Origin of the sequence: Castellaniella hirudinis, from assembly GCF_042651965.1 — a bacterium.
Taxonomy (GTDB): domain Bacteria; phylum Pseudomonadota; class Gammaproteobacteria; order Burkholderiales; family Burkholderiaceae_B; genus Castellaniella; species Castellaniella hirudinis.
Map to the genome: position 1 here is coordinate 152848 of NZ_JBHSDY010000002.1, position 23979 is coordinate 176826.

A 23979-nucleotide genomic window follows, 5' to 3' on the forward strand; every position below is an offset into this window, starting at 1 on the left:
CCCGACCCTAGGGCCTGAAATCCGGCGGACTGGGCGGCCGCGACCGGCCCAGCATGCGCCAGTACACCCAGAGATTGAAGATCAGCGCCACCGGCAGCGCGATCACGACGGCGGACAGGGCCAGCCGCAGCGTCGCCACGGGCGCGGCGGCGTCCCATAGCGTGATCTCGTCCAGCACCAGATAGGGGAAGAAGCTGTAGGCCAGGCCGCCCAGCACGGTCAGGACGATCACCAGCACCAGGGCATACGGCAGGGCCGAGGCGCGGTAGCTATGGCTGATCATGCGCTGCAGCGTCATTTCCGTCAGGACGAAGCACACCAGCAAAGCGCCCCAGACCAGGCCCACCGCCAGCCAGTGCGAGCCGTCGCCCCACTTCAGGAACACCCCGGCGTTGGAGAAATCCAGCACCACCGATACGCCGATGGCGCCCACGGCGCTCCAGCGCAGGGTGCGGCGCGCCCAGCCTACGGCGCGCACGCGCAATTCGCCCGCCTCGCGCATCATCAGCCAGGCGGCGCCCAGCAGGCTGTAGACCGCTACGGCGCAGCCGCCCATCAGCACAGCAAAGCCGGTATTGCCCCCGCCCGGCTGATAGGCCACCGCCACCCGCGCCAGGATGTAGCCATGGGAAAACGCGACCAGCACGGCCCCCGCGCCAAAGCCGAACTGCCAGCGGCCTTGATGTTCGGGCGGCGCCCGCAGGCGCCACTCAAAGCAGACCGAGCGCAGCATCGTGCCCAGGGCCAGCAGCGACAGCGGCAGGTACAGGCGTCCCAGGGTCTGCGGCCAGGCGTAGGGAAAGGCCACGGCAAACAACCCGACCCCCAGGAACACCCAGAATTCATTGGCATCGCGCCAGGGTCCCAGCAGCGACAGCATGCGCGGCCGCAGCGTGGGCGGCGCCACCAGGGACACGCAGCCCACACCGATGTCGAAACCGTCCAGCAGCACGCCCGCCACGACGATGGCGAAAAACACGACGATCAGCGCCAGGGGAATCCAGAAGGCCGGGTCCTGGGCGCCCAGGCCCAGCAAGGCCGCCAGAGAATCGATCATGCGCGCCCCCGGTGACGCGCCACCGGCACCACGCCGTAGCGGGTGGCGTAGCGCAGCAACTGATGAAAGCCCACGGCCAAGGCGCCATAGACCACGAGCTGCAGGGCCAGGACGGCCCACAGCGCCCCCTCGCTTGCGCTCGTGCCGATCTCGCGCAGCGAGACCGTGCCCTGGATGGCGTACGGCAGGTTGCCGATCAGCAGATGCCCCCAGCCCGCCGCCTGCAGGATCACGGCCAGCCAGGCCATGGTCCGCAGGCCGATGCGGCCGGCCCGCGACAGGCTATCGGGCTCATGGCCCAGACGGCGGCCCCGCCACAGCGCCCAGGCCGCCATCGCAGCCAGCACACCGGTCAGCAGCACGGCCAGCCGCGCCGACAGATAGGTGGCCAGCAAAGGCGGCCGGATACCCGACAGATCGCTCAATCCCCGCAGCGGGCCTTCGGCGGGCAGCCGCACCCACTCGGGCCAGTCGGACGGTCCCGCCAGGCGCCAGGCTTCACGCCCCCGGGATTCGTCCGGCCAGGCGGCCAGGGACAGGTGTTCCGGTGCGCCGCTGGTCCATTGCGGCACCACGGCCGCCACGCGCGCCGGCTGCAAGGACAGCAGCTCACGCGCCAGCACGGCAGCCAGCACGGCCTGCAGCACCAGCGCCAGCAACACCAGCCGCAGGCCCCAGGCATAGACGCTGCGGTCGCCTGCATCGCTGGGGCGGACCTCGGTGCGCCAGGCGGTCACGGCCAGCATCAGCGTCGCCGCCAGCAGCAAGCCGCCGCACAGCAGCATGCCGAACAGCGCGGGCGCCACACCGCCGCCCAGCAATTCCAGCCAGTCCGCCACCTGATAGCGGCCCTCGGACAGGACCGCGCCCGCCGGCCACTGCAGCCAGGCCAGCAGCACCGCGATCCACCAGGCCGTCAGGGACGTGCCCACCGCCACCATGCCCACCACCAGCGTGTGGGCCCGGTCGGACAGGGTCCGCTGACCATACAGCATGGCCCCCAGAAAGCAGGATTTGAAGATGAAGGCGGTCAGCACCGCCATGCCCACCAGCGGCCCGGCGACCTCGCCGGCCCGGTCCATGAAGCCCGGCCACAGCGTGCCCAATTGCAGCAGCAGCGGCAGACTGGCGGCAAAACCCAGAATCAGGGACAGGGCGAACACGCGCGCCCAGAAACGATAGGCGAGCAGCGCCGCCTGGCTGCGGCCGGCCAGCAGCCGGAAGCCGAACAAGACCCAGGCCAGGCCCAGTTCCAGCGCCAGGAAGAACAGCACGAATCCCAAGCTCAGGTAAAACTGGGACAGTGACAGAACCCATGCGGTTTGCGTCATAATGTGCGCTAGTTTATATGAACGTCTCCCATCCCCGCACCATGACCACCGATTCAGCGCCAGTCTCCAATTTCCTGCGCACCATCATCGACAACGACCTGAAAGCCGGCCGCTACCAGGACCGGCAATGGGCGCTGCCGCCCAGCCCGGCCGAGGTCCGCCGCGCCGGCGCACCCGACCCGGCCCGCATCCGCACCCGCTTTCCGCCTGAACCCAACGGCTATCTGCACATCGGCCACGCCAAGAGCATCTGCCTGAACTTCGGCCTGGCGCGCGACTACCAGGGCATCTGCCACCTGCGTTTCGACGACACCAACCCCGAAAAGGAAGAAGACGAATACGTCCACGCCATCATCGACATGGTGCGCTGGCTGGGTTTTGACTGGACGCAGGGCGGCACCGAGCACTGCTTCTACGCCAGCGACTACTTCGAAACCCTGTACCGCTTCGCCGAGGCGCTGGTGGAGGCCGGCTACGCCTACGTGGACGAGCAATCGGCCGACGACATGCGCGCCACGCGCGGCACGCTGACCGAGCCGGGCACGAACTCGCCCTGGCGCGATCGCCCCGCCGCCGAATCCCTGGCGCTGCTGCGCGACATGCGCGACGGCAAATTCCCGGACGGCCGCATGGCCCTGCGCGCGCGCATCGACATGGCCTCGCCCAACATCAATCTGCGCGACCCGGTGCTGTACCGCATCCGCCACGCGACCCACCACCGCACCGGCGACACCTGGTGCATCTATCCCATGTATTCCTGGGCGCACCCGGTCGAGGATGCGCTGGAAGGCATCACGCACAGCATCTGCACGCTCGAATTCGAGGACCAGCGCCCCTTCTACGACTGGATCCTGGAACGCCTGGCCGAACTGGGCCAACTGGCTGCGCCCCTGCCGCGCCAGCATGAATTCGCCCGGCTGCACCTCAGTTACGTCGTGACCAGCAAGCGCAAACTGCGCCAACTGGTCTTCGACGGCCACGTGCAAGGCTGGGACGACCCGCGCATGCCCACCCTGGCGGGCCTGCGCCGCCGGGGCTACACACCCGGCGCCATCCGCCTGTTCTGCGAGCGCCTGGGCGTGTCCAAGGCCGACTCCCGCATCGACTACAGCATCCTCGAAGCCGCGCTGCGCGACGACCTGGACCCCGTCGCCGCCCGCGCCGTGGCCGTGCTCGACCCGGTCAAGCTCATCATCACGAACTTCCCGGAAAACCACGAGGAACCCTGCTCGGCCCCGCTCAACCCGCACGAACCTGACGGCGCCCGGCGCAGCTTCCCCTTCACGCGCGAACTCTGGATCGAGCGCGACGACTTCCGCGAAGACCCGCCCAAGAAATACTTCCGCCTGTTCCCGGGCAATCTGGTGCGCCTGAAATACGGCTACGTCGTGCGCTGCACCGGCTGCGTCAAGAACGAACAAGGCGAGATCGTCGAAGTCCACGCCGAATACCTGCCCGAAACCCGCAGCGGCACCCCGGGCGCCGACAGCGTCAAGGTCAAGGGCACCGTCACCTGGGTCAGCGCGGCCCACGCCGTGCCCGCCGAGATCCGCCTGTACGACCGCCTGTTCACCGAACCGCATCCCGACAGCGGCGATCGCGACTTCCTGCAGGCGATCAACCCCGAGTCCTGCCGGATCGTGAACGCCTGGCTGGAACCGGGCACGCAGGCCGAACCCGGCGCGACCTGGCAATTCGAGCGGCTGGGCTATTTCGTCGCCGACCGCGAGGACTCCACGCCCGAACGTCCGGTGATCAACCGCGCCGTCACGCTGCGCGACACCTGGGCCTGAGCGGAAGGAACCCCAAAGACATGGCCAAGACCACCGCTGCCCTGGATTTCAAGAGCGCCTCCCTGCACGTCCTGCGGGCCGTGCTGCACACGGCCGACACCGCCGAGTTGACCCGGGCGCTGGATCAGCGCATGCAAGAGGCCGGCGCCTTCTACGAAAACGAGCCCGTGGTGCTCGACGCCCAGGGTCTGGAGCAGGCGCCCGACTGGCAGACGCTGGCCGACGCCCTGCGCCGCCACCATCTGCACCCGATCGGCGTGCGCGCGCCCGAAGCCCTGCTGGATTCGGCCCACCGGGCCGGCCTGGCGCCCCTGGACATCTCCGCCAGCCGCCAGCCGGCAGGCCGCGCCGCCGCGCCGGCCCAGGCCGCCCAGGCGCCGGATACGCCCCGGATGCCGGACGCCGCGCCCCAGGAAACCGCCCCCGCAGCCCGCGCCCGGCCCGGCCCGAGCGCCAAGGCCGCCCCCGCCGCGGATGAAACCGCCCCGCCCGCCGACGCCGGCACCTCTGCGGAAACGCTGGTGATCCGCCACCCGCTGCGCTCGGGCCAGCGCATCTACGCGCGCGGCGGCGACCTGATCGTCATGGGCATGGTCAGCCAGGGCGCCGAAGTCATCGCCGACGGCCACATCCACGTCTACGGCCCGCTGCGCGGCAAGGCCATGGCCGGCGCACGCGGCAACACGCGCGCCATGATCCTGACCACCCAGCTCGACCCGGAACTGCTGGCCATCGCCGGGGTCTACCGGGTGGTCGAGACCCGCCTGCCCGAAACGCTGCACAACCGTCCTGCCCAGATCGAGCTCGACGGCGATACGCTGCGCATCCGGGCGCTGCAGCACAATACCTGACGGATCTGTCCGCCCAGCAACGGACATCCCGTCACATCCGGACACGCCCCGCCTGCGGCCTGACGGCCTTCGCGGGGGTTTTTGCTTTACGATGTCATGAATTTTTCGAACAGGGGAACACAGTCACCATGGCGCGCATCGTTGTAGTCACCTCCGGCAAGGGGGGGGTGGGCAAAACCACCACCAGTGCGAGCTTTTCGGCCGGTTTGGCCATGCGTGGTCACAAGACGGTCGTGATCGACTTCGACGTCGGCCTGCGCAACCTGGACCTGATCATGGGCTGCGAACGCCGTGTGGTCTATGACTTCGTCAACGTCATCCAGGGCGAAGCCACGCTGAACCAGGCGCTGATCCGCGACAAGCAACTGGAAAACCTGTACATCCTGCCGGCGTCCCAGACGCGCGACAAGGACGCGCTGACGCGCGACGGCGTGGAAAAGGTCCTGACCGACCTGGCCGCCATGGACTTCGACTACATCGTCTGCGACTCCCCCGCAGGGATCGAGACCGGCGCGGTGATGGCGTCTTATTTTGCCGACGACGCGCTGGTGGTCACCAACCCCGAGGTCTCCTCGGTGCGCGACTCCGACCGCATCCTGGGCATTCTGTCGGCCAAGTCCCGCCGCGCCGAAAAAGGCGACGAGCCGATCAAGGAACACCTGCTGCTGACCCGCTACAACGCCAAGCGCGTGGCCGACGGCGAAATGCTGTCCTTGAACGACATCGAGGACATCCTGCGCATCCGCCTGATCGGCGTGATCCCGGAATCGGAAACCGTGCTGCAAGCGTCCAACCAGGGCATCCCGGCCATCCACATCCGCGACTCTGACGTCGCCCTGGCCTACCAGGACGTGGTGGACCGCTACCTGGGCGAAGAAAAGCCCCTGCGCTTCGTCGACTACGAGAAACCTGGCCTGTTCAAGCGCCTGTTCGGGGGTAAATAAGCATGTCGTTCCTGGATTTCCTGCGCGGAAGCAAAAAGACCTCGGCCAGCGTCGCCAAGGACCGCCTGCAACTGATCCTGATCAACGAGCGCGGCAGCGGCCGCAACGCGCCCGATTTCCTGCCGCAAATGCAAAAGGAACTGATCGCGGTGATCTCGAAATACGTGCAGATCAACCCCGACGACATCAAAGTCAACCTGGACCGCCAGGATTCCCTGGAAGTGCTCGAGGTCAAGATCGAGATGCCGCAACCCGAAACGCGGAATTAAATGATGCGGGGCGGCCGTAGGCCGACCCACATCAAATCCACGTCAACGTCGCCCACACCACCAGCGGAATCGTCGCCACGGACAGCACATTGCCCAGCAGCACCACGCTGGCCACGGTCTTGGGTTCCACGCGATACTGTTCACACAGCAGATAATTCAGCACCGCCGGCGGCAACATCACCGACAAGGCCACCATGCGCGCCCATTCCGGCGTCAGGGGCAGCAGCCACAGCACGATGGGCAGCGTCAGCAGGCCCGCCAGCAGATACAGCAGATTGATGCGCAGGGCCAGGCCCAGTTGCTCGATCTTGTCCTGGGACAGGCGCACGCCCAGGCCGAACAGCATCAGCGGAATCGCGATCTGCCCGGTCAGGTCCAGCGTGGTCGTCACGAAGGGCGGAATCCATTCCCGGTGCGGCGCCAGGGCCACGCCCAGCAGGGCCGCCCAGATGTTCGGATTGCGCAGCCACATCCAGCGGCTGCCGCCGCGCGACAGCAAGGACAGCCCCAGAGAAAAGTGCAGCAGGTTCGACAGCACGAACAGCACGACGATGTCGCCCAGCAGGTCCTTGCCGTAGGCCAGCATCATCAGCGGGATGCCGATGTTGCCGGTATTGCGGAACATCCCCGGCACCAGGAAGGCGGGGCGGGACACCCCCGGCGCACGCACCAGCGCCAGCAGCAGGCCCGGCACGACGATGACCAATACCCCGGCGGCCATCAGCGGCCAGCCGCGCGCCAGGTCGACGGGATTGTCCAGCAGCGCAGAAAACACCAGCGCCGGACAGAACACCATCACATTGGCGTGGTTGATGAACGCCATGTCCGGCGTGCGCGCCTGGCGGCGGCCAAAGGCAAAACCCAGGACCGCCACGGCGAAGACGGGCAGGACGATATTCAGCAGGGTCAGGAACATGAAGAAGGCGGGGATTGACGGCGGCAGCCCAGAGTGTACAGCGCCCCGCCTTCTGTTCCTGGATCAATACCCCAGCGCAAAGTCCCCGGCAGGCAGATCCATCAGCACGTCGGGACCGGCCTTGATGGCCTCCACGTGCGCGCGGGTGCGAGGCAGGATGCGGGTGAAGTAGAAGCGCGCCGTGTGCAGCTTGGCCTGGTAGAAGGCCTTGTCGCCCTCGCCCGCCGCCAGCTTCTCGGCCGCGACGCGCGCCATGTCGGCCCAGAAATAGGCCAGCGTCACGTAGCCCGAATACATCAGGTAGTCCACGGACGCCGCGCCCACCGCCTCGCGGTTGGTCATGGCCTTCATGCCGATCTTCAGGGTCAGGTCGCCCCATTCCTTGTTCAGTTCGGCCAGGGGCTTCACCAGTTCGGAGATCGCGCGGTTGCCGCTGTTGGCCTTGCAGAACTTGTGCACGACCTTGGTAAAGATGCGCAGCGGCTCGCCCTGGGTCATCAGCACCTTGCGGCCCAGCAGGTCCAGCGCCTGGACGCCGGTCGTGCCTTCGTACAGCATCGAGATGCGGCTGTCGCGCACGTTCTGTTCCATGCCGTGCTCGGAGATGTAGCCGTGGCCGCCGAAGACCTGGACGCCCAGATTGGCCGCCTCGAAGCCGGTCTCGGTCATGAAGGCCTTGGCGATCGGGGTCAGGAAACCCAGCAGCTTGTCGGCCTGTTCACGCGCGGCGGCGTCCTGGCTGTGCTGCATGATGTCCACTTGCTGCGCGGCGTAGTACAGCAGCGCGCGGTTGCCCTCGGCGTAGGACTTGATCGTCAGCAGCATGCGGCGCACGTCGGGGTGCACGATGATGGGGTCGGCCGGCTGGTCCGGGAACTTCGGGCCGCTCAGAGCGCGCATCTGCAGGCGCTCGCGGGCGTAGGTCGAGGCGCCCTGGAGGGCGACTTCGGCGTGCGCCAGCCCCTGGATGGCGGTGCCCAGGCGTGCCGTGTTCATGAAGGTGAACATGCAGTTCAGGCCCTTGTTGGCCGGCCCGATCAGGAAGCCGGTGGCGCCGTCGAAGTTCATCACGCAGGTGGCGTTGCCGTGGATGCCCATCTTGTGCTCGATCGAGCCGCAGGACACGCCGTTGCGCGCGCCCAGGCCGCCCTGGCCGTCGGTCAGGAACTTCGGCACGATGAACAGGGAGATCCCCTTGGTGCCGGCGGGCGCGTCCGGCAGGCGGGCCAGGACGATGTGGACGATGTTTTCCGCCATGTCGTGTTCGCCGGCGGAAATGAAAATCTTGGTGCCGCTGACCTTGTAGCTGCCGTCGGCCTGGGGTTCGGCCTTGGTGCGCAGCATGCCCAGGTCGGTGCCGCAATGCGGTTCGGTCAGGCACATGGTGCCGGTCCATTGGCCGGTCACCAGGGGCTCCAGGTAGGTCTTCTGCTGTTCTGGGGTGCCGTGCGCCTGCAGGGTGTTCATGGCGCCGTGCGACAGGCCGGGGTACATGCCCCAGGCCCAGTTGGCCTCGCCCATCAATTCGCTGATGGCCATGCCCAGGGATTCGGGCAGGCCCTGGCCGCCGTGGGCCGTGTCGTGCGACAGCGCCGGCCAGCCGCCTTCGACGTACTGGGCATAGGCTTCCTTGAAGCCCGCCGGGGTCTTGACGCCTTCGGGCGACCAGGTGCAGCCTTCGCGGTCGCCGACCTGATTCAGGGGCGCCAGCACTTCCTGACAGAATTTCGCGCCCTCTTCCAGGATGGCGCCGACCATGTCGGGGGTGGCCTCCTCGCAGCCCGGCAGGGACTGATAGTGGGCGGGGTAGTTCAGGACCTCGTCACGCACGAAACGGATGTCGCGCAAGGGGGCTTTGTAATCAGGCATCTCCGGTCTCCAAGGGGATTTTCGAGGGCGCCGCCGGCGGTTCCGTCCAGGAATCCCGCCCGGGCGCCGGTCGGTTCATTCAAGCCGTCGAATCTAAATTCAAACGATCGTTTGAATTTAAGGGAGAAGCCTGTTTGAAGTCAAGGCCCGGACGCGCAAAAAAAGCGCCCCGAAGGGCGCTCATGACACTGCATGCGCTGATGATCAGCGGTTCTTGCCGACCTGATCGCCGATGACGCCGCCGATGGCCGCACCGCCCACCGTGCCCAGAATGCCCCCGCCGGTGACGACGGCCCCGGCCACACCGCCCAGGCCCGCGCCCGTGACGGCCGATTTCTGGCGGTGGCTCATGTTGTCCCAGGATGAGCATCCGGCCATGGCCGTCGCCAGCATCAAGGCCGCGCCGATTTTCCCGAATGTCCTGATCGTCATAGTGATTCTCCTTCTCGTGTGCTGCGTGGTGACTCATGCCCGGTCGGGCGTCCTGGCTTCTTTATAAGCGGGCATCTTCAAAAAAGCTGTGAGCCAAGATGTCGATCCTTGTGACTTGTAACAGCCGCATCAGGCGCACAACGCGCTTTACTTCACCAGGGCCAGCACATCCCGAAAGGCCGGATGCGCCGGCGTTTCCAGCCATTCGTAGATCGCCATTTCAGACGTGACGGTCTCCAGGCCGTAGCGGCGCCAGCGTTCGCAGGCCGCCGCCCAGTCAGACGCGCGCCGGGAACCGATGCAATCCGTGACCAGCACCGGCTCGTAGCCCGCCTGCGCCAGACCCAGGCCGGTTTGTAACACGCAGATATGGGCTTCTGTGCCTGTCAACAACACTCGGGAACGGCCCGCCGGCCATGATTCCAGGAAAACAGCTTCACGGCAGGCGTTGAAATGGGTCTTGGAGACGGTCCGCTCGATATGAGGCGCCAGATCGGGGTGGGTCGCACCGATCTTCTCCGGCCAGTGTTCCGTGGCCCAGACCGGGACGGACAGCCGGCGGGCCGCCTGGGCCAACCGGGCCACGCGCCCCCGCAAGGCGTCCGTGTCCTGAATCGCCGGCAGCAGTTTTTCCTGCATGTCCACGATCAGCAGCGCACTGGCGCCGGTCGTCAGCAAAGCCTGGTTCACATCGACGTATTTCATGACGCACTCCTGGGGGGTCTGTCCTGCCGTACCGAAAGGCTCCGCCGCAGCAGCGGAGCCGACCCGGTTTATTTCAAAGCCTTGTAGCGGATCCGGCGCGGGCGGGAGGCCTCTTCGCCCAGACGCGCCTTCTTGTCGGCCTCGTATTCCTGGTAATTGCCGTCGAAGAACACGACCTGGGAGTCGCCTTCGAAAGCCAGGATGTGCGTGGCGATCCGATCCAGGAACCAGCGGTCGTGGCTGATGACCAGCACGGAGCCGGCGAATTCCAGCAAGGCGTCTTCCAGCGCCCGCAGGGTTTCGACGTCCAGGTCGTTGGACGGTTCGTCCAGCAGCAGGACGTTGCCGCCCGCGATCAGGGTCTTGGCCAGGTGCAGGCGGCCGCGTTCGCCGCCCGACAGCTTGCCGACGTGCTTGCCCTGGTCCGCGCCCTTGAAGTTGAAGCGGCCCAGGTAGGCGCGCGCGGGCATTTCGAAGCGGCCCACGGTCAGCAGGTCGGCGCCGTCGGAAATGGCGTCGAAGACGGTCTTGTCGTCGGGCAGGGAATCGCGCGACTGGTCGACGTAGGCCAGCTTGACCGTCTGGCCCAGCGCGACTTCGCCCGAATCCGGGGTTTCCTGGCCGGCGATCATGCGGAACAGCGTGGATTTACCGGCGCCGTTGGGGCCGATGATGCCGACAATGGCCCCGGCGGGAATCTTGAAGCTGAGATCATCGATCAGCAGCCGGTCGCCAAAGGACTTGGACACGTTGCGGAATTCGATGACTTCGTTGCCCAGGCGCTCGGCCACGGGGATGAAGATTTCCTGGGTTTCGTTGCGCTTCTGGTATTCGTGCGAGGACAGTTCCTCGAAGCGCGCCAGGCGCGCCTTGGCCTTGGCCTGGCGGCCCTTGGGATTCTGCCGCACCCATTCCAGTTCTTTCTTGATGGTGCGCTGGCGGGCGGATTCGGCGGCTTCTTCTTGCTTGAGGCGGTCTTCTTTCTGTTCCAGCCAGGAGCTGTAGTTGCCCTTCCAGGGGATGCCGTGGCCCCGGTCCAGTTCCAGAATCCATTCGGCGGCGTTGTCCAGGAAGTAACGATCGTGGGTGACGCCGACGACGGTGCCGGGGAACTGGCGCAAAAAGACTTCCAGCCATTCGACGGATTCGGCGTCCAGGTGGTTGGTCGGCTCGTCCAGCAGCAGCATGTCGGGCTTGGACAGCAGCAGGCGGCACAGGGCCACGCGGCGCTTTTCACCGCCGGACAGTTTGCCGACGACGGCGTCCCAGGGCGGCAGGCGCAGGGCGTCGGCGGCGATTTCCATCTGGGTTTCGATGTCGTCGCTGCCGCTGGTGGCGGCCGCCGCGATGACGGCCTCGAGTTCAGCCTGCTCGGCGGCCAGGGCGTCGAAGTCGGCATCGGGCTCGGCGTAGGCGGCGTAGACCTCGTCCAGGCGCTTGCGGGCCTCGAAGACTTCGCCCAGGCCGGCCTCGACGGCCTGGCGGACGGTGTGCTCGGGCTCAAGCTGCGGTTCCTGCGGCAAGTAGCCGATGCGCAGTCCCGCCATGGGGACGGCTTCGCCCTCGATGTCTTTGTCGACCCCGGCCATGATTTTCAGGAGGGTGGATTTGCCCGAGCCGTTCAGGCCCAGAACCCCGATCTTGGCGCCGGGGAAGAAGGACAGGGAGATGTCCCGCAGAATCTGACGCTTGGGCGGCACGATCTTGCCGACCCGGTGCATGGAATAGACGTACTGTGCCATGTCGCAACCGTGAAAAGGCGGGTCGAAGGATTCAACCGCGCAAAGTTTCGATTGTAGGCCGGACGGGGGGACACTGCTGGCTGTTCGAGTCCAACGATGACCGGGACAGACACCTCTGTCTCTGCCGGAGGGCCAGGCGGCCCTTCGGGCTTCCCGGGTCTGCCTCGTTCCTTCGGCAGCACCCGGCGCCTGGCAACACCGGCGCCGTCAGAGGTGTCCATCCCGGCTAGGAAGGACGTCTTATGGCGAGCTCGGCACCGTACAATGCTGAGAATCATTGTTCCAGATCTACTCCCCATCATGACCCTCCCCCTCGCATTCACTCCGGCCGAGGCCGATCTGCTGGGCCGCACGGCCGATGCGCTGTGCGCTTATCTGGGCAAGCCCGTGATCGCTGAAATCGTGGCCGAGCCCGACGAAGGCTATGAATGGGCGCTGTTCGCCCTGCCGCTGGGCCCCAAGGACGAAGAAGGCGACGCGCCCCGCGTTCAGGCCGGTGGGCCGGGGGCGCGTTTCCTGGGGAATTGCGGCGGACTGGACCTGAGCGACGGCCAGGCGGTGGACTGCGAATTTCTCTGGGCCGTGCAGTTGTCCGACCTGGAAGGCGTGCGCTACATCAAGGTGGACGCCCACGGCGAGGAAGTCGCCTGGACCGACACGCTGACAGATCTGCTGCCCTTCGATCTGCATGAAGCCGAGGCGCCCCCGGACGAAGACGAAGACGACGAAGAGGAATAGGCCGTCAGGCCGCCACTGAATGCTTGGATCGCGCGGCGGCGGCGCGCAAGCGGTCACGCAGGTACAGCGCCGCGCCGGCCGGCCACATGACGGCCACCAGCAGGCGCGACGCCCAGTGGTTCAGATAGCGCCCCGCAGGACGGGCCACCCGCTGGGCGCGCAGATGCAGGCTGAAGCGGGTGTAGCGGATCGCCGCGCCAAAGAACGAAGCCGGCTGATAGCGGAACCAGCCCAGGCAATAGGCCACGGTGTCGTGCGCCAGCAGCCATAGGCCGAGCGCATGCCGGCCGCCATCGGCCCGCCCTTCGCGCGACAGATTGCTGCCGTCGTCGTGATACACGCGGAACACCTGATTGACGAAGCGGGTCACGTAGCCGGCCCGGGCGAGCGCCCGCCACACCAGGCTTTCGGGCACGAAGCCGGGGATGTCCTCGGGGAAGGGAAACTGGCGCAGCACGTCCGTGCGCAAACAGCCGAATTTCTCGCCCCGGACGTGGTAGCGGAAGGTCATGTCCAGCGAGGACACATCCATCACGTCGCGGGGATACATATCGCCCACCACGCGGCCATCGGGCCGCGCGCACAGGCCGGTGATCGCTACGGTGCGGTTGCGCTGGGCGGGCGGGATCTGTTCCCAGACGCTGGCCATCTGATACAGGGCGTTGGGATCGAGCTCGTCGTCGCTGTCGATGGCGACCAGCCATTCGCCCTGGGCGTGGCGCACCCCGTTGTTGAAGGCTGTTTTCTTGTGTTGATTAGGTTGCCAGACGTAACGAATCGGGAAACTGGCTTCCTGTTGCCACCCCTGGATCAGGGTCCGGGTGGTATCCGTCGAGCCGTCATCCACCACCACCCATTCAAAATCCTGGAAGGACTGTTCCCGCAGCGAGCGGTACACGCGTTCCAGCGTGTGTGCGCGGTTGTAGGTCGGCGTGATGACGGAAAACAGATGGCGCCAACAAGCCATGCCGTGAGGCTCCGTTCCAATCAGCTTCGATGACCCATGATAGCCGCAAAAAAAAACCACGAACCGTCGGGTTCGTGGTTTCCCTGATGCCGAATTGTATATAAACAATACGGCCGGCCGGCGTCGAACAATCAGACGCGCTTGACCTTTTCGAGCATCTTGAAGACGCCCTTGGGGGCGCGCACGAACAGACGCTTGAAGGCCTTGCCGAGGCAACGGCGCTCCAGCGTGTTGCGCCGGGTGCGTTTGATTTCTGCCATGTGAATCTCCTGGTGTACGGGTGTAAGGCGGGCTTTAAAAGCAAAACACGCTATTTTAGCACTTTACTGGCGCACACCCTCGATTTCGATCTGCAGACGCACGGTGTCGGGGATACCCGGCAGGCCGAATCCCATACCCCACTGGCTGCGCTGGAGATCCACCCGGAAGTCCCCGCCGCAGACTTCACGGGCCAGGCGCTTGTTCTGGTAGCAATTGAAACGAACGGCATTCAGTTTGACCGGATGGGTCTGCCCCAGCAGGGTCAGATTGCCCTCGACGGCCCGCACCAGGTCGCCCTCGAAGCGGAAAGCGGTGGACTCGAACACGGCATCGGGGTGCTGCCCGGCCTGGAAGAAGTCGCCGCCCAGCAGATGCTCGTCAAAGCCCTTGGAACCCGTGTTGATCGACTTCATATCGACGCGGATCTTCGCCTGGCCCGTCTTGGCCGCACGGTCGAAGGCGACGTCCCCCTCCACCGTGTCGAAGCGGCCCCGCACCGTGGACGTGCCGTTGTGCAGGACTTCGAAGATGATGAAGGTGTGGTCCGCATCCGTCTTGTAATCGGCCGCCTGGACCAGAACGGGGGCGGCGCACAACAGGGACAGGGCGAGCAAGCGTTTCATGGCGGTTCTCCGGTGTTCCACGAGGGCCGGAATCGGCCCGTTGACGTTCAGCCCATTGTAAGGATCAGGCGGCGCCGATGGACTCGCGCCCCGCCCGAATCTCTGACGCGGATCAAGCCGGACGACTTCCCCGGGCCGGGCTGCGGTCCCGGCGAAAAGTCCCTGTTCCCCGCATCGCAACGACGCGACGCGCCGGATTATGATGGTGGGATGAACGCACCTATCCGCATCTTCGGCGCCCGCCAGAACAACCTGAAAAACCTGGATCTGACGATCCGCACCGGAGAACTTCTGGTGGTGACCGGCGTGTCCGGGTCCGGCAAAAGCTCGCTGGCCTTCGACACCCTGTACGCCGAAGGCCAGCGCCGCTACGTCGAGACCTTTTCACCCTATGCGCGTCAATTCCTGGACCGCATGGACAAGCCCCAGGTGGACCGCATCGAAGGCATCCTGCCGGCCATCGCCATCGATCAGGTCAACCCGGTGCGCAATTCGCGCAGCACCGTGGGCACGATGACGGAGTTGAATGACCACCTGAAGCTGCTCTACGCCCGTGCCGGCCACCTGCCTTGCCGCAACTGCGCCCGGCCGGTCATATCCGACGACCCGGCCGGCATCCGGCGTCAACTGGACGGCCTGTGCGCCGCCCGCGATCCCCGCCTGGTGATCACCTTCCCGGTTTCGGTGCCCGCCAATTTCACCGAGGACGAGGTGCGCGGCTTCCTGGAGCAGCAGGGCTACACGCGCATCCACCGCCAGGACGAACCCGCGCCCGGAGCCGATGCGGCCGCCGGAAAAACGACCGTGAAAGCCGCCGGCAAATCCACCGGCAAGCGCAAGGCAAGCGATCCCGGCCGGCGCGTGCTGCACGTCGTGCAGGACCGCTTCCGCCTGGGCAATGCGGAGTCCGCACGGGTGGACGAAGCGCTGGAAACGGCGCTGCGCCAAGGCAACGGCAAACTCGCCGTCCACGCCCTGTTCGACGAAGGCGAGGAAGAATGGCGCTTCAGCGCCGGCCTGCACTGCGCGCAATGCGACATCGACTACAGCACGCCGCTGCCCAGCACCTTTTCCTTCAATTCCCCGCTGGGCGCCTGCGAGCACTGCCGGGGGTTCGGCCGGGTGATGGGCATCGACTACGGCCTAGTGGTGCCCGACGAGACCCGCAGCCTGCGCGACGGCGCGATCAAGCCCTGGCAGACCGCCAGCTACAAGGAATGCCAGGTCGAGATGGAACGCTACGCCCCCCAGGCGGGCGCGCGCCTGGACGTGCCCTGGCGCGACCTGACGGACGCAGAACGCGGCTGGGTGATCGGCGGCGCGCCCGACTGGAAGGGCGGGATGTCCGCCTGGAAACACCAGTGGTACGGCGCGCAACGTTTCTTCGACTGGCTGGAATCGCGCGCCTACAAGATGCACGTGCGCGTGCTGCTGTCGAAATACCGCAGCTACACGCCCTGCCCCCACTGCAAGGGCGCGCGGCTCAAGCCCGACGCCACGCTGTGGCGCCTGGGCCGGGACCAGTCCCCGATCCCCGGCACGGCCCGTTTCCTGCCGGTGCATGCCCACTGGACGCCCGAACAACTGGCCGCCCTGCCCGGCCTGGGCCTGCACGATCTGATGCGCCTGCCCCTCTCGCGGGTGCGCGACTGGTTCGACCGCATCGAACTCGGCCGTTCGCTGGACGACGCCCTGACCGAACTGCTGGACGAGGTCCGCGCCCGCCTGCGTTTTCTGTGCGACGTCGGCCTGGGCTATCTGTCGCTGGACCGCCAGAGCCGCACCCTGTCGGGCGGCGAGGTCCAGCGCATCAACCTGACCACCGCGCTGGGCACGTCCCTGGTGAACACGCTGTTCGTGCTGGACGAGCCGTCCATCGGCCTGCACCCGCGCGACATCCACCGCATCGTCCAGGTCATGCACCGGCTGCGCGACCACGGCAACACCCTGGTGGTGGTGGAACACGATCCCCAGGTCATGATCGCCGCCGACCGCATCCTGGACGTCGGTCCGGGGCCGGGCGAACGCGGCGGGCACATCGTCTTCGACGGCACGCCGGCCGAACTGTCCGTCGCCGACACACTGACGGGCCGCTACTTCGGCGGCCGGATGCGCATCGAATCGCCGCGCCCCCTGCCGGTGCAGGACAACACCCCGCGCCTGCTGCTGCAAGGCGCCCGCGCCAACAATCTGCAAGGCGTGGACTTTTCCCTGCCGCTGGGCCGGCTGGTGTGCCTGACCGGCGTGTCCGGCTCGGGCAAGTCCACCCTGGTGCAGGACGTGCTCTATCCCGCCCTGCTCAAGCGCCTGGGCCGCGCCACCGAGGCCCCCGGCGAATACGCCGCCCTGCTGGGCGCGGAACGCATCGCCGACGTGGTGATGGTGGACCAGACGCCCATCGGCAAGACGGCGCGCTCCAACCCCGCCAGCTACGTCGGCGCCTTCGACGCCATCCGCAAGCTGTTCGCCGCCGCCGCGCTGTCGCAGGAACGCGGCTATACGGCCGGCACCTTCAGCTTCAACACCGGCGACGGCCGCTGCCCCGGCTGCGGCGGCACCGGCTTCGAACACGTGGAAATGCAGTTCCTGTCGGACGTGTACCTGCGCTGCCCGGACTGCGACGGCCACCGCTTCCGCCCCCAGGTCCTGGAAGTCCGCATCGAACACCTGGGCCGCAGCGCCTCGATCGACGAGGTCCTGGACATGACCGTGAGCGAGGCGCTGGACTTCTTCAAGGGCCTGCGCGACGTGCAGTGGGGCCTGGCGCCCCTGGCCGACGTGGGCCTGGAATACGTGCGCCTGGGCCAGCCGGTGCCCACGTTGTCGGGCGGCGAGGCGCAGCGCCTAAAGCTGGCCGGACACCTGGCCGAGGCGGCGCGTTCGCGCGCGCCCCAGGGGGCGTTGAAGGGCAGCCTGCTGCTGTTCGACGAGCCCACCACCGGCCTGCACTTCGACGACATCGCCCGCCTGATGCGGGCCTTCCGCAAGCTGCTGGCCGCCGGCCATTCGCTGCTGATCATCGAGCACAATCTGGACGTGATCCGCGCCGCCGACTGGATCGTGGACCTGGGGCCGGAAGGCGGCGACCAGGGCGGCCGCATCATCGCCCAAGGCACGCCGGACGAGCTGATGCGCCATCCGGATTCGCACACGGGGCAGGCGCTGGCGGATTATGCGAAGCAGATCGACAGCCCTGCACTGGTCCTGAACGAGCCGGCCCCGCGCCTGCCGTCGGCATCGGCCAGCCCCGACATCCACATCCTCAACGCCCGCGAGCACAATCTGAAGGGCATCGACGTGCATATCCCGCGCGACGCCTTCACGGTCATCACCGGGGTGTCGGGCTCGGGCAAGTCCACGCTGGCCTTCGACATCCTGTTCAACGAGGGCCAGCGGCGCTACCTGGAATCCCTGAACGCCTACGCGCGCGCCATCGTGCAGCCGGCCGGCAAGCCGGACGTGGACGCGATCTACGGCATCCCGCCCACAGTCGCCATCGAGCAGCGCACCAGCCGGGGCGGACGCAAGTCCACCGTCGCCACCATGACGGAGATCCACCATTTCCTGCGCCTGCTGTACGTGCGCCTGGGCACCCAGATGTGCCCGGACTGCGACGTGCCCGTGGCGCCGCAGACGCCGGAGCAGATCGTCGCGCAACTGCTGCGCGACCACACGGGCGAGCACATCGGCCTGCTGGCGCCGCTGGTGGTGGCGCGCAAGGGCTATTACACCGACCTGGCGAAATGGGCGGCCTCGCACGGCCACACCCATCTGCGCGTGGATGGTGAATTCATCCCGGTCAGCCCCTGGCCGCGCCTGGATCGCTACCAGGAACACACCATCGAACTGCCCGTCAGCGACCTGATCGTGGACGTGCGCGACGAAGCCGGCCTGCGCGAGGCCGTGCGCGCCGCGCTGGCGCTGGGCCACGGCAGCTTCCGCGTGCTGGCCGGCCTGACCGCGCCCGGCCCGTCGTCCCTCGAAGCGCGCCGCGCCGCCGGCCTGGCGCCGGATCCGCGCCTGCTGACTTTTTCCATCAAGCGCGCCTGCCCGAACTGCGGCACCAGCTTCCCGGAACCCGATCCGCGCCTGTTTTCCTACAACTCGCGCCACGGCTGGTGCCCGGGCTGCTTCGGCACCGGCCTGCAACTGAGCGGCTTCACCGAGGATCAGACCGGCGAGGAATCCGTCTGGCTGGACGAGGCCACCGGCCTGCCGCAGCCCTGCTCCCAATGCCAGGGCCAGCGTCTGAACCGCGTGGCGCGGGCCTTCCGCTGGCGCGACCGCTCGATCGCCGAACTGGCCTCGATGCCCGTCAGCGACGCCCAGCGCTTCTTCCTGGGCCTGGGCGCCCAGGGCCGCGAGGCCGAGATCGCCCGCGACATCCTCACCGAAATCCGCGGCCGCCTGAACTTCATGATGGACGTGGGCCTGGGCTATCTGGCCCTGGACCGCGCCGCCCCCACCCTGTCGGGCGGCGAGGCCCAGCGCATCCGCCTGGCCGCGCAGCTCGGCTCGAACCTGCAGGGCGTGTGCTACGTGCTGGACGAGCCCACCATCGGCCTGCACCCGCGCGACAACCGCATCCTGCTGGACGCGCTGACGCGCCTGGAAGGCAACGGCAATACCCTGGTGGTGGTCGAACACGACGAGGACACCATCCGCCGCGCCGGCCACGTGATCGACATCGGCCCGGGCGCCGGGGTGCGCGGCGGCATGGTGGTCGCCCAGGGCACGGTCGAGGAAATCACCCGCAATCCGGCCTCGGTCACCGGGCGCTATCTGCGCGAACCGCTGGTCCACCCCATGAACGGCCGGCGCGCCGTGGACGCCGCCACGCCCAGCCTGGACATCGAGGACGCCACGCTGCACAACCTGCGCCAGGCCAACGCGCGCATCCCGCTGGGACGGCTGAACGTCGTCACCGGGGTGTCGGGCTCGGGCAAGTCCACGCTGGCGCGCGACGTGCTGCTGGACAATCTGGCCCGCCGCGTCGGCCAGCGCCAGACCGGCCCCTGGCAAGGCTGCCGGACGATCCACGGCTGGGAAGCCATCGACCGCGTGCTGGAGGTCGACCAGACCCCCATCGGCAAGACGCCCCGTTCCTGCCCGGCCACCTACGTGGGTTTCTGGGACGACATCCGCAAGCTCTACGCGGGCACGCGTGAATCGCGGCTGCGCGGCTGGACAGGTTCGCGCTTTTCCTTCAACACCGGCGACGGCCGCTGCCCGGAATGCGAAGGCCAGGGCATGCGCACCATCGAAATGAGTTTCCTGCCGGACGTGAAGGTGCCTTGCGACGCCTGCCACGGCGCGCGCTTCAACCAGGAAACCCTGGGCGTGCAATGGAACGGCCGCAGCGCGGGCGACGTGCTGCGCATGGAAGTCGATGACGCCATCGGCCAGTTCTCCGCCCACCGCCGCATCGCCCGCGCGCTGCAACTGATGCAGGACGTGGGCCTGGGCTACCTGACGCTGGGCCAGCCCTCGCCCACGCTGTCCGGCGGCGAGGCCCAGCGCATCAAGCTGGTCACCGAACTGACCAAGGCGCATCTGGACGAAGGCGTGATCCGGACCGGCCGCGCCTCGCGCGTGCCGCACACCCTGTACGTGCTGGACGAGCCCACCGTGGGCCTGTCCACGGCGGACGTGGAAAAGCTGATCCGCGTGCTGCACCGGCTGGTGGACGCCGGCCATACGGTGGTCGTCATCGAACACAATCTGGACGTGATCGCCGAAGCCGACTGGATCGTGGACCTGGGCCCCGAGGGCGGCGACCAGGGCGGCCGGGTGGTCGCCCAGGGCAGCCCCGAAAAACTCTGCGCGGGCGAAACGCACACGGGACGGATCCTGGCGGAGTTCCTGGCCTCCGGAGGCACGCGCCGCGCCGGAGAGTCCTGATGTCCTGCCTGTTCGAAGACCGGCTGGCGGGCCGGTCGCTGCGCCTGTCGGACCCGGTGGACCGGATCGCCGTCCACCGCCGGGAGGACCTGCCCGCCGCCTGGGACGCCATCGAAGCCGCCCGGCAGGCGGGCCATTGGGTCGCCCTGCTGCTGGACTACGAGTTGGGCGAGTGGCTGGAACCGGAGGCTGCCGGCGCGGCCGGTGACGGGGCGCGCGACGCCCTGCCCCGCCTGACAGCGCTGGTGCATGCCCGGGGCGAGTGGGGGCCCTGCGCGGGGACGGATGCGGCGGACGGCCTGGCCGACGCCCAAGGCCGGCCATGGCGGCCGAATCCGCAGCCGGGCACATCCCGCGAACGCCACGCGCAGGCCATCGAGGCCATCCGCGCCGGCATCGCCCGGGGCGACTACTACCAGATCAACTACACCCTGCCGCTGCACCTGGACTGGCCGCCGGGCCTGGACCCCGCGCAGGTCTACGGCTATCTGGCCGAACGCCATCCCGTGGCCCACGCCGCCTGCATCCAGGACGGCGAACGCTGGATCCTGTCGCTGTCGCCCGAGCTGTTCGTCGCCCGCGAAGGCGCGCGCCTGCGCGTGCGGCCGATGAAGGGCACCGCCCCGCGCCACGCCGATCCGGCCTGGGACCGGCAGGCCGCCGAGGCGCTGCAGCGCAGCGCCAAGAATCGCGCGGAAAACCTGATGATCGTGGACCTGCTGCGCAACGACCTGGGCCGCATCGCCGTGCCCGGCAGCGTGCACGTGCCGGCCCTGTTCAGCCTGGAGGCCTATCCCTCGGTCTGGACCTTGACCTCGACCGTCGAGGCCGAGGCGCCGGACGTGCCGCTGGCCGAAGTGATGCGCGCCCTGTTCCCCTGCGGCTCCATCACCGGGGCGCCGAAGATCGCCGCCATGCAGGCCATCCGGTCGCTGGAAGCGCGCCGGCGCGGCATTTATTGCGGCAGTGCGGGCTGGCTGGCGCCGGACGGGGACTTCTCCCTCAACGTCGCCATCCGCACCATCGAACTGCGCGGCGGCCGGGCCGGGTTCGGCGTAGGCGGCGGCATCGTCTACGATTCCCAGGCCGACGAAGAATGGGAGGAATGCCTGTGGAAAGCCCGCGTCCTGAATCCGGAGTGAGCCGGGCCGGTCCAGCCGGGCAGCCCGGTTCGGCCCCGCCCGCGCCCCCCGCCGCCGAGATCCGGCGCCTCGCGCCCGATCTCATCGAAACCCTGCGCCTGGAACAAGGCCGCATCGCGCTCTGGCCCGGACATCGGGCGCGGCTGCTGGCTTCGGCCCAGGCCCTGGGCTATCCGCTGGATGCCGCCACGCTGGAGGGCTGGATGGCCGGGCGGATCCGGGACCTGGATGCGGGCGAAGCGGCCGTCTCGCGCCCCGACACGGACACGCCCCCCGCCAGCGCGCCGCAACGCCTGCGCCTGCTGCTGGCCGCCGACGGCCGCTTGTCCCTGGAGTCCGCCCCCCTGCCGCCGACCGCCGAACCGGTCCGTCTCGCCTGGGCGGCGGACGTTCTGGGGCCGGATGCCGTGCTGGACGCACGCGATCCCTGGCTGCGGCACAAGACCACCCACCGCCCCCGATTCGCGGCGGCGCAGGCATGGCTGCACGCCCGTCCCGAGTATTTCGACCTGATTTTCTGCAACACCGCCGGAGACGTGTGCGAAGGCAGCCGCAGCACGATCTACGTCCGGGACGTGGACGGCGCCTGGCTGACTCCGCCCCTGGCCAGCGGCCTGCTGCCCGGCGTGCGCCGCCAGGCCTTGCTGGACGCAGGCGCCGCGCGCGAAGCCCGGCTCAGTCCGGCCGACCTGCGTCAGGCCACGGCGTTGCAGGTGTCGAACGCCTTGCGCGGTTGTCTGGACGCGCGATTGAGCTAACGCCCCGCCGCCAGCCCCTGGCGCAAGGCCCAATCGGCCGCCGCCATGCCCATGGTGGCGGTGATCGCCACGGCCGAGCCATAGCCTGCGCAGGACAGGCCTTGCGGCGCGGCAATGGGCGTGACGGAACCCTGGTCCGCCGCCGCGTCAGCCGTGCCCCCCGCCGGCGCCGCCCCGCGCGCCCAGGCCGAAGGCAACACCACCGGCTGATCGAACCACAGGCAGTGCACCCCCATGCGCGGCACGCGGTGGCGCGGCTTGCCGCCCGCCGCCCCGCCCTTGGGGTAGCCGTGGCGCTGGCGCAGTTCCTGGCGCACCCGGCCCAGCAGCGCGTCGTGCGTCACGACGGACAGATCCCCGGCCCGCAAGGCCAGCGGGTCCGTTTTGCCGCCTGCACCGCCGCACACCAGCACCGGCCAGCCCGCCGCGCGGGCGCGCAGGATCATGGCGATCTTGGCCGCCACCTGGTCGGTGCAATCCAGCAGCACGCCGGGCGGCCCCGACAGGATCGCGTCCACATTGTCCGGACCGATGAAGTCATCGACGCATTCGACGCAGCAGCCGGGGTTGATGTCGCGGATACGGTCCGCCATCGCGGCGACCTTGGCCTGCCCCAGCGTGCTGCCCAGGGCGTGGACCTGGCGGTTGATGTTGGATTCGGCCACATGGTCCAGATCCACCAGCGTCAGCGCCCCCACGCCCGAACGGGCCAGGGCTTCCGCGCACCAGGCGCCCACGCCGCCGATGCCGGCCACGATCACGCGCAGGTCCGCCAACGCCAGACGGGCGCCCTCGCCATACAGGCGATCCAGACCGCCAAAACGGCGCGCGGCGTCCGTCTCGGCGGCGGCATCGGTGGAATCGGCAAGCAAGGGATCGTGCATCACGGCGGCGCGGAAAACGCGTGGAGAAAAGGAATCCTCCATTTTAGCCAGGGACGTCCCCCAGCAAGTCCGCTACAGTCCTCTACAATAGGCCAGTCTCTTCTCCATCCATGCCGCCCACCCCCGTGAACATGCCCGCCGCCCGCGCCAGCCAGCTTCCGCCCCCGCCGGAAGCCTTTCACTTGCGAGACACGGCCTGGCACCGGGCATCCATCAAACAGCACCTGCAACACTGGGACGGCCATTCCGACCTATGGGTGTTCGGCTACGGGTCCCTGATCTGGCGGCCGGAATTCGATCATCTGGAAGCCCGCCGCGCGCGCATCCACGGCTATCACCGCGCCCTGTGCCTGTGGTCGCGCATCAATCGCGGCACCCCGGAGCAGCCCGGCCTGGTCTTCGGCCTGGATCTGGGCGGCTCCTGCGAAGGCACCGTCTACCGCATCGCCGCCGCCCGGGCCTACGACATTCTGCTGCCTCTGTGGCAGCGAGAAATGCCCAGCGCGTCCTACGTGCCGCGTTGGCTGAACTGCCAGACCGCAGCCGGTCCGGTCTCCGGCCTGGTCTTCACCATGGACCGCCGCGACGAGGGCTACGTGACGGGCCTGTCCGTCGACGAGATCGTCGCCATCGTGCGCCAGGGGCGCGGACGCTACGGCCCCTGCACCGAATACGTGCTGCAAACCGCCGACGCCCTGGAGGCCGCCGACATCACCGACCACCGCCTGCGCACCATTGCGCAGGCGCTGCGCCGCCCCCTTTGATACGCTTTCCTTGACGCCTTTTTCGACCGAAA

The 23979-nt window shown here is 68.0% G+C and carries 20 protein-coding genes; 9 read left to right on the forward strand and 11 right to left on the reverse strand.

Annotation, left to right across the window (positions count from 1 at the left end; all coding sequences use genetic code 11):
* Positions 1–7 precede the first annotated feature (7 nt).
* Both ACFO0J_RS02970 and ACFO0J_RS02975 read right to left on the reverse strand, forming a co-directional pair.
* On the reverse strand, positions 8–1057 hold the full coding sequence (locus ACFO0J_RS02970; RefSeq protein WP_376811568.1) for a cytochrome d ubiquinol oxidase subunit II: 1050 nt from the start codon (positions 1055–1057) through the stop codon (positions 8–10).
* On the reverse strand, positions 1054–2388 hold the full coding sequence (locus tag ACFO0J_RS02975; RefSeq protein ID WP_376811569.1) for a cytochrome ubiquinol oxidase subunit I: 1335 nt from the start codon (positions 2386–2388) through the stop codon (positions 1054–1056). Before ACFO0J_RS02975 ends, ACFO0J_RS02970 begins: the two co-directional genes overlap by 4 nt.
* Before the next feature lie 41 nt (positions 2389–2429).
* Here ACFO0J_RS02975 and ACFO0J_RS02980 point away from each other — a divergent pair, with 41 nt between their 5' ends.
* From ACFO0J_RS02980 to minE, 4 genes are all read left to right on the forward strand, one after another.
* A complete protein-coding gene (locus ACFO0J_RS02980; protein WP_376811570.1) occupies positions 2430–4181 on the forward strand; it encodes a glutamine--tRNA ligase/YqeY domain fusion protein in 1752 nt (583 codons plus the stop codon).
* 20 nt (positions 4182–4201) lie between these two features.
* The gene (minC, locus tag ACFO0J_RS02985; protein ID WP_376811571.1) at positions 4202–5032 is read left to right on the forward strand and encodes a septum site-determining protein MinC; all 831 of its coding nucleotides are present in this window, start codon (positions 4202–4204) and stop codon (positions 5030–5032) included.
* 128 nt (positions 5033–5160) lie between these two features.
* Entirely contained in the window at positions 5161–5976 is an 816-nt protein-coding gene (gene minD / locus ACFO0J_RS02990; protein ID WP_376811572.1) for a septum site-determining protein MinD, read from the forward strand.
* Between the two features lie 2 nt (positions 5977–5978).
* Positions 5979–6245 carry a cell division topological specificity factor MinE gene (gene minE, locus ACFO0J_RS02995; RefSeq protein WP_376811573.1) on the forward strand — a complete coding sequence of 89 codons (267 nt, stop codon included), beginning with the start codon at positions 5979–5981 and terminating at the stop codon, positions 6243–6245.
* Positions 6246–6276: 31 nt separating this feature from the next.
* On the opposite strand, the gene ACFO0J_RS03000 is transcribed toward minE, so the two are convergent.
* The 5 genes from ACFO0J_RS03000 to ettA form a co-directional block, all read right to left on the reverse strand.
* On the reverse strand, positions 6277–7161 hold the full coding sequence (locus tag ACFO0J_RS03000) for an AEC family transporter (RefSeq protein ID WP_376811574.1): 885 nt from the start codon (positions 7159–7161) through the stop codon (positions 6277–6279).
* A 63-nt stretch (positions 7162–7224) separates the two neighbouring features.
* The gene (locus ACFO0J_RS03005; protein WP_376811575.1) at positions 7225–9030 is read right to left on the reverse strand and encodes an acyl-CoA dehydrogenase C-terminal domain-containing protein; all 1806 of its coding nucleotides are present in this window, start codon (positions 9028–9030) and stop codon (positions 7225–7227) included.
* A 204-nt stretch (positions 9031–9234) separates the two neighbouring features.
* Positions 9235–9462: a glycine zipper 2TM domain-containing protein gene (locus tag ACFO0J_RS03010; protein ID WP_376811576.1), complete on the reverse strand. Its 228-nt coding sequence runs from the start codon at positions 9460–9462 to the stop codon at positions 9235–9237.
* 147 nt (positions 9463–9609) lie between these two features.
* A complete protein-coding gene (locus ACFO0J_RS03015; RefSeq protein ID WP_376811577.1) occupies positions 9610–10167 on the reverse strand; it encodes an isochorismatase family protein in 558 nt (185 codons plus the stop codon).
* 68 nt (positions 10168–10235) lie between these two features.
* A complete protein-coding gene (ettA, locus tag ACFO0J_RS03020; RefSeq protein ID WP_376811578.1) occupies positions 10236–11909 on the reverse strand; it encodes an energy-dependent translational throttle protein EttA in 1674 nt (557 codons plus the stop codon).
* A 300-nt stretch (positions 11910–12209) separates the two neighbouring features.
* Here ettA and ACFO0J_RS03025 point away from each other — a divergent pair, with 300 nt between their 5' ends.
* Positions 12210–12647, forward strand: coding sequence for a hypothetical protein (locus ACFO0J_RS03025; protein ID WP_376811579.1), 438 nt, complete (start codon positions 12210–12212; stop codon positions 12645–12647).
* Between the two features lie 4 nt (positions 12648–12651).
* Here ACFO0J_RS03025 and ACFO0J_RS03030 read toward each other — a convergent pair whose 3' ends face one another.
* The 3 genes from ACFO0J_RS03030 to ACFO0J_RS03040 form a co-directional block, all read right to left on the reverse strand.
* Complete coding sequence (locus ACFO0J_RS03030; protein ID WP_376811580.1) at positions 12652–13614, reverse strand: glycosyltransferase family 2 protein; 963 nt, start codon at positions 13612–13614, stop codon at positions 12652–12654.
* Between the two features lie 131 nt (positions 13615–13745).
* Positions 13746–13874 carry a hypothetical protein gene (locus tag ACFO0J_RS03035; RefSeq protein ID WP_003803595.1) on the reverse strand — a complete coding sequence of 43 codons (129 nt, stop codon included), beginning with the start codon at positions 13872–13874 and terminating at the stop codon, positions 13746–13748.
* Positions 13875–13937: 63 nt separating this feature from the next.
* The gene (locus ACFO0J_RS03040) at positions 13938–14498 is read right to left on the reverse strand and encodes a YceI family protein (RefSeq protein ID WP_376811581.1); all 561 of its coding nucleotides are present in this window, start codon (positions 14496–14498) and stop codon (positions 13938–13940) included.
* Positions 14499–14708: 210 nt separating this feature from the next.
* Here ACFO0J_RS03040 and uvrA point away from each other — a divergent pair, with 210 nt between their 5' ends.
* Genes uvrA through ACFO0J_RS03055 form a run of 3 tightly spaced genes read left to right on the forward strand, consistent with a single transcriptional unit; the run spans position 14709 to position 22299 of the window.
* Entirely contained in the window at positions 14709–20399 is a 5691-nt protein-coding gene (uvrA, locus tag ACFO0J_RS03045) for an excinuclease ABC subunit UvrA (RefSeq protein ID WP_376811582.1), read from the forward strand.
* A complete protein-coding gene (locus tag ACFO0J_RS03050) occupies positions 20399–21541 on the forward strand; it encodes an aminodeoxychorismate synthase component I (protein WP_376811583.1) in 1143 nt (380 codons plus the stop codon). Before uvrA ends, ACFO0J_RS03050 begins: the two co-directional genes overlap by 1 nt.
* Complete coding sequence (locus tag ACFO0J_RS03055; protein ID WP_376811584.1) at positions 21511–22299, forward strand: aminotransferase class IV; 789 nt, start codon at positions 21511–21513, stop codon at positions 22297–22299. Before ACFO0J_RS03050 ends, ACFO0J_RS03055 begins: the two co-directional genes overlap by 31 nt.
* Here ACFO0J_RS03055 and ACFO0J_RS03060 read toward each other — a convergent pair.
* On the reverse strand, positions 22296–23183 hold the full coding sequence (locus ACFO0J_RS03060) for a tRNA threonylcarbamoyladenosine dehydratase (protein WP_376811988.1): 888 nt from the start codon (positions 23181–23183) through the stop codon (positions 22296–22298). The genes ACFO0J_RS03055 and ACFO0J_RS03060 overlap by 4 nt on opposite strands.
* Positions 23184–23293: 110 nt before the next feature.
* Here ACFO0J_RS03060 and ACFO0J_RS03065 point away from each other — a divergent pair, with 110 nt between their 5' ends.
* Positions 23294–23947 (forward strand): gamma-glutamylcyclotransferase, encoded by a 654-nt coding sequence (locus ACFO0J_RS03065; protein ID WP_376811585.1) that lies wholly within the window; start codon positions 23294–23296, stop codon positions 23945–23947.
* Positions 23948–23979 lie beyond the last annotated feature (32 nt).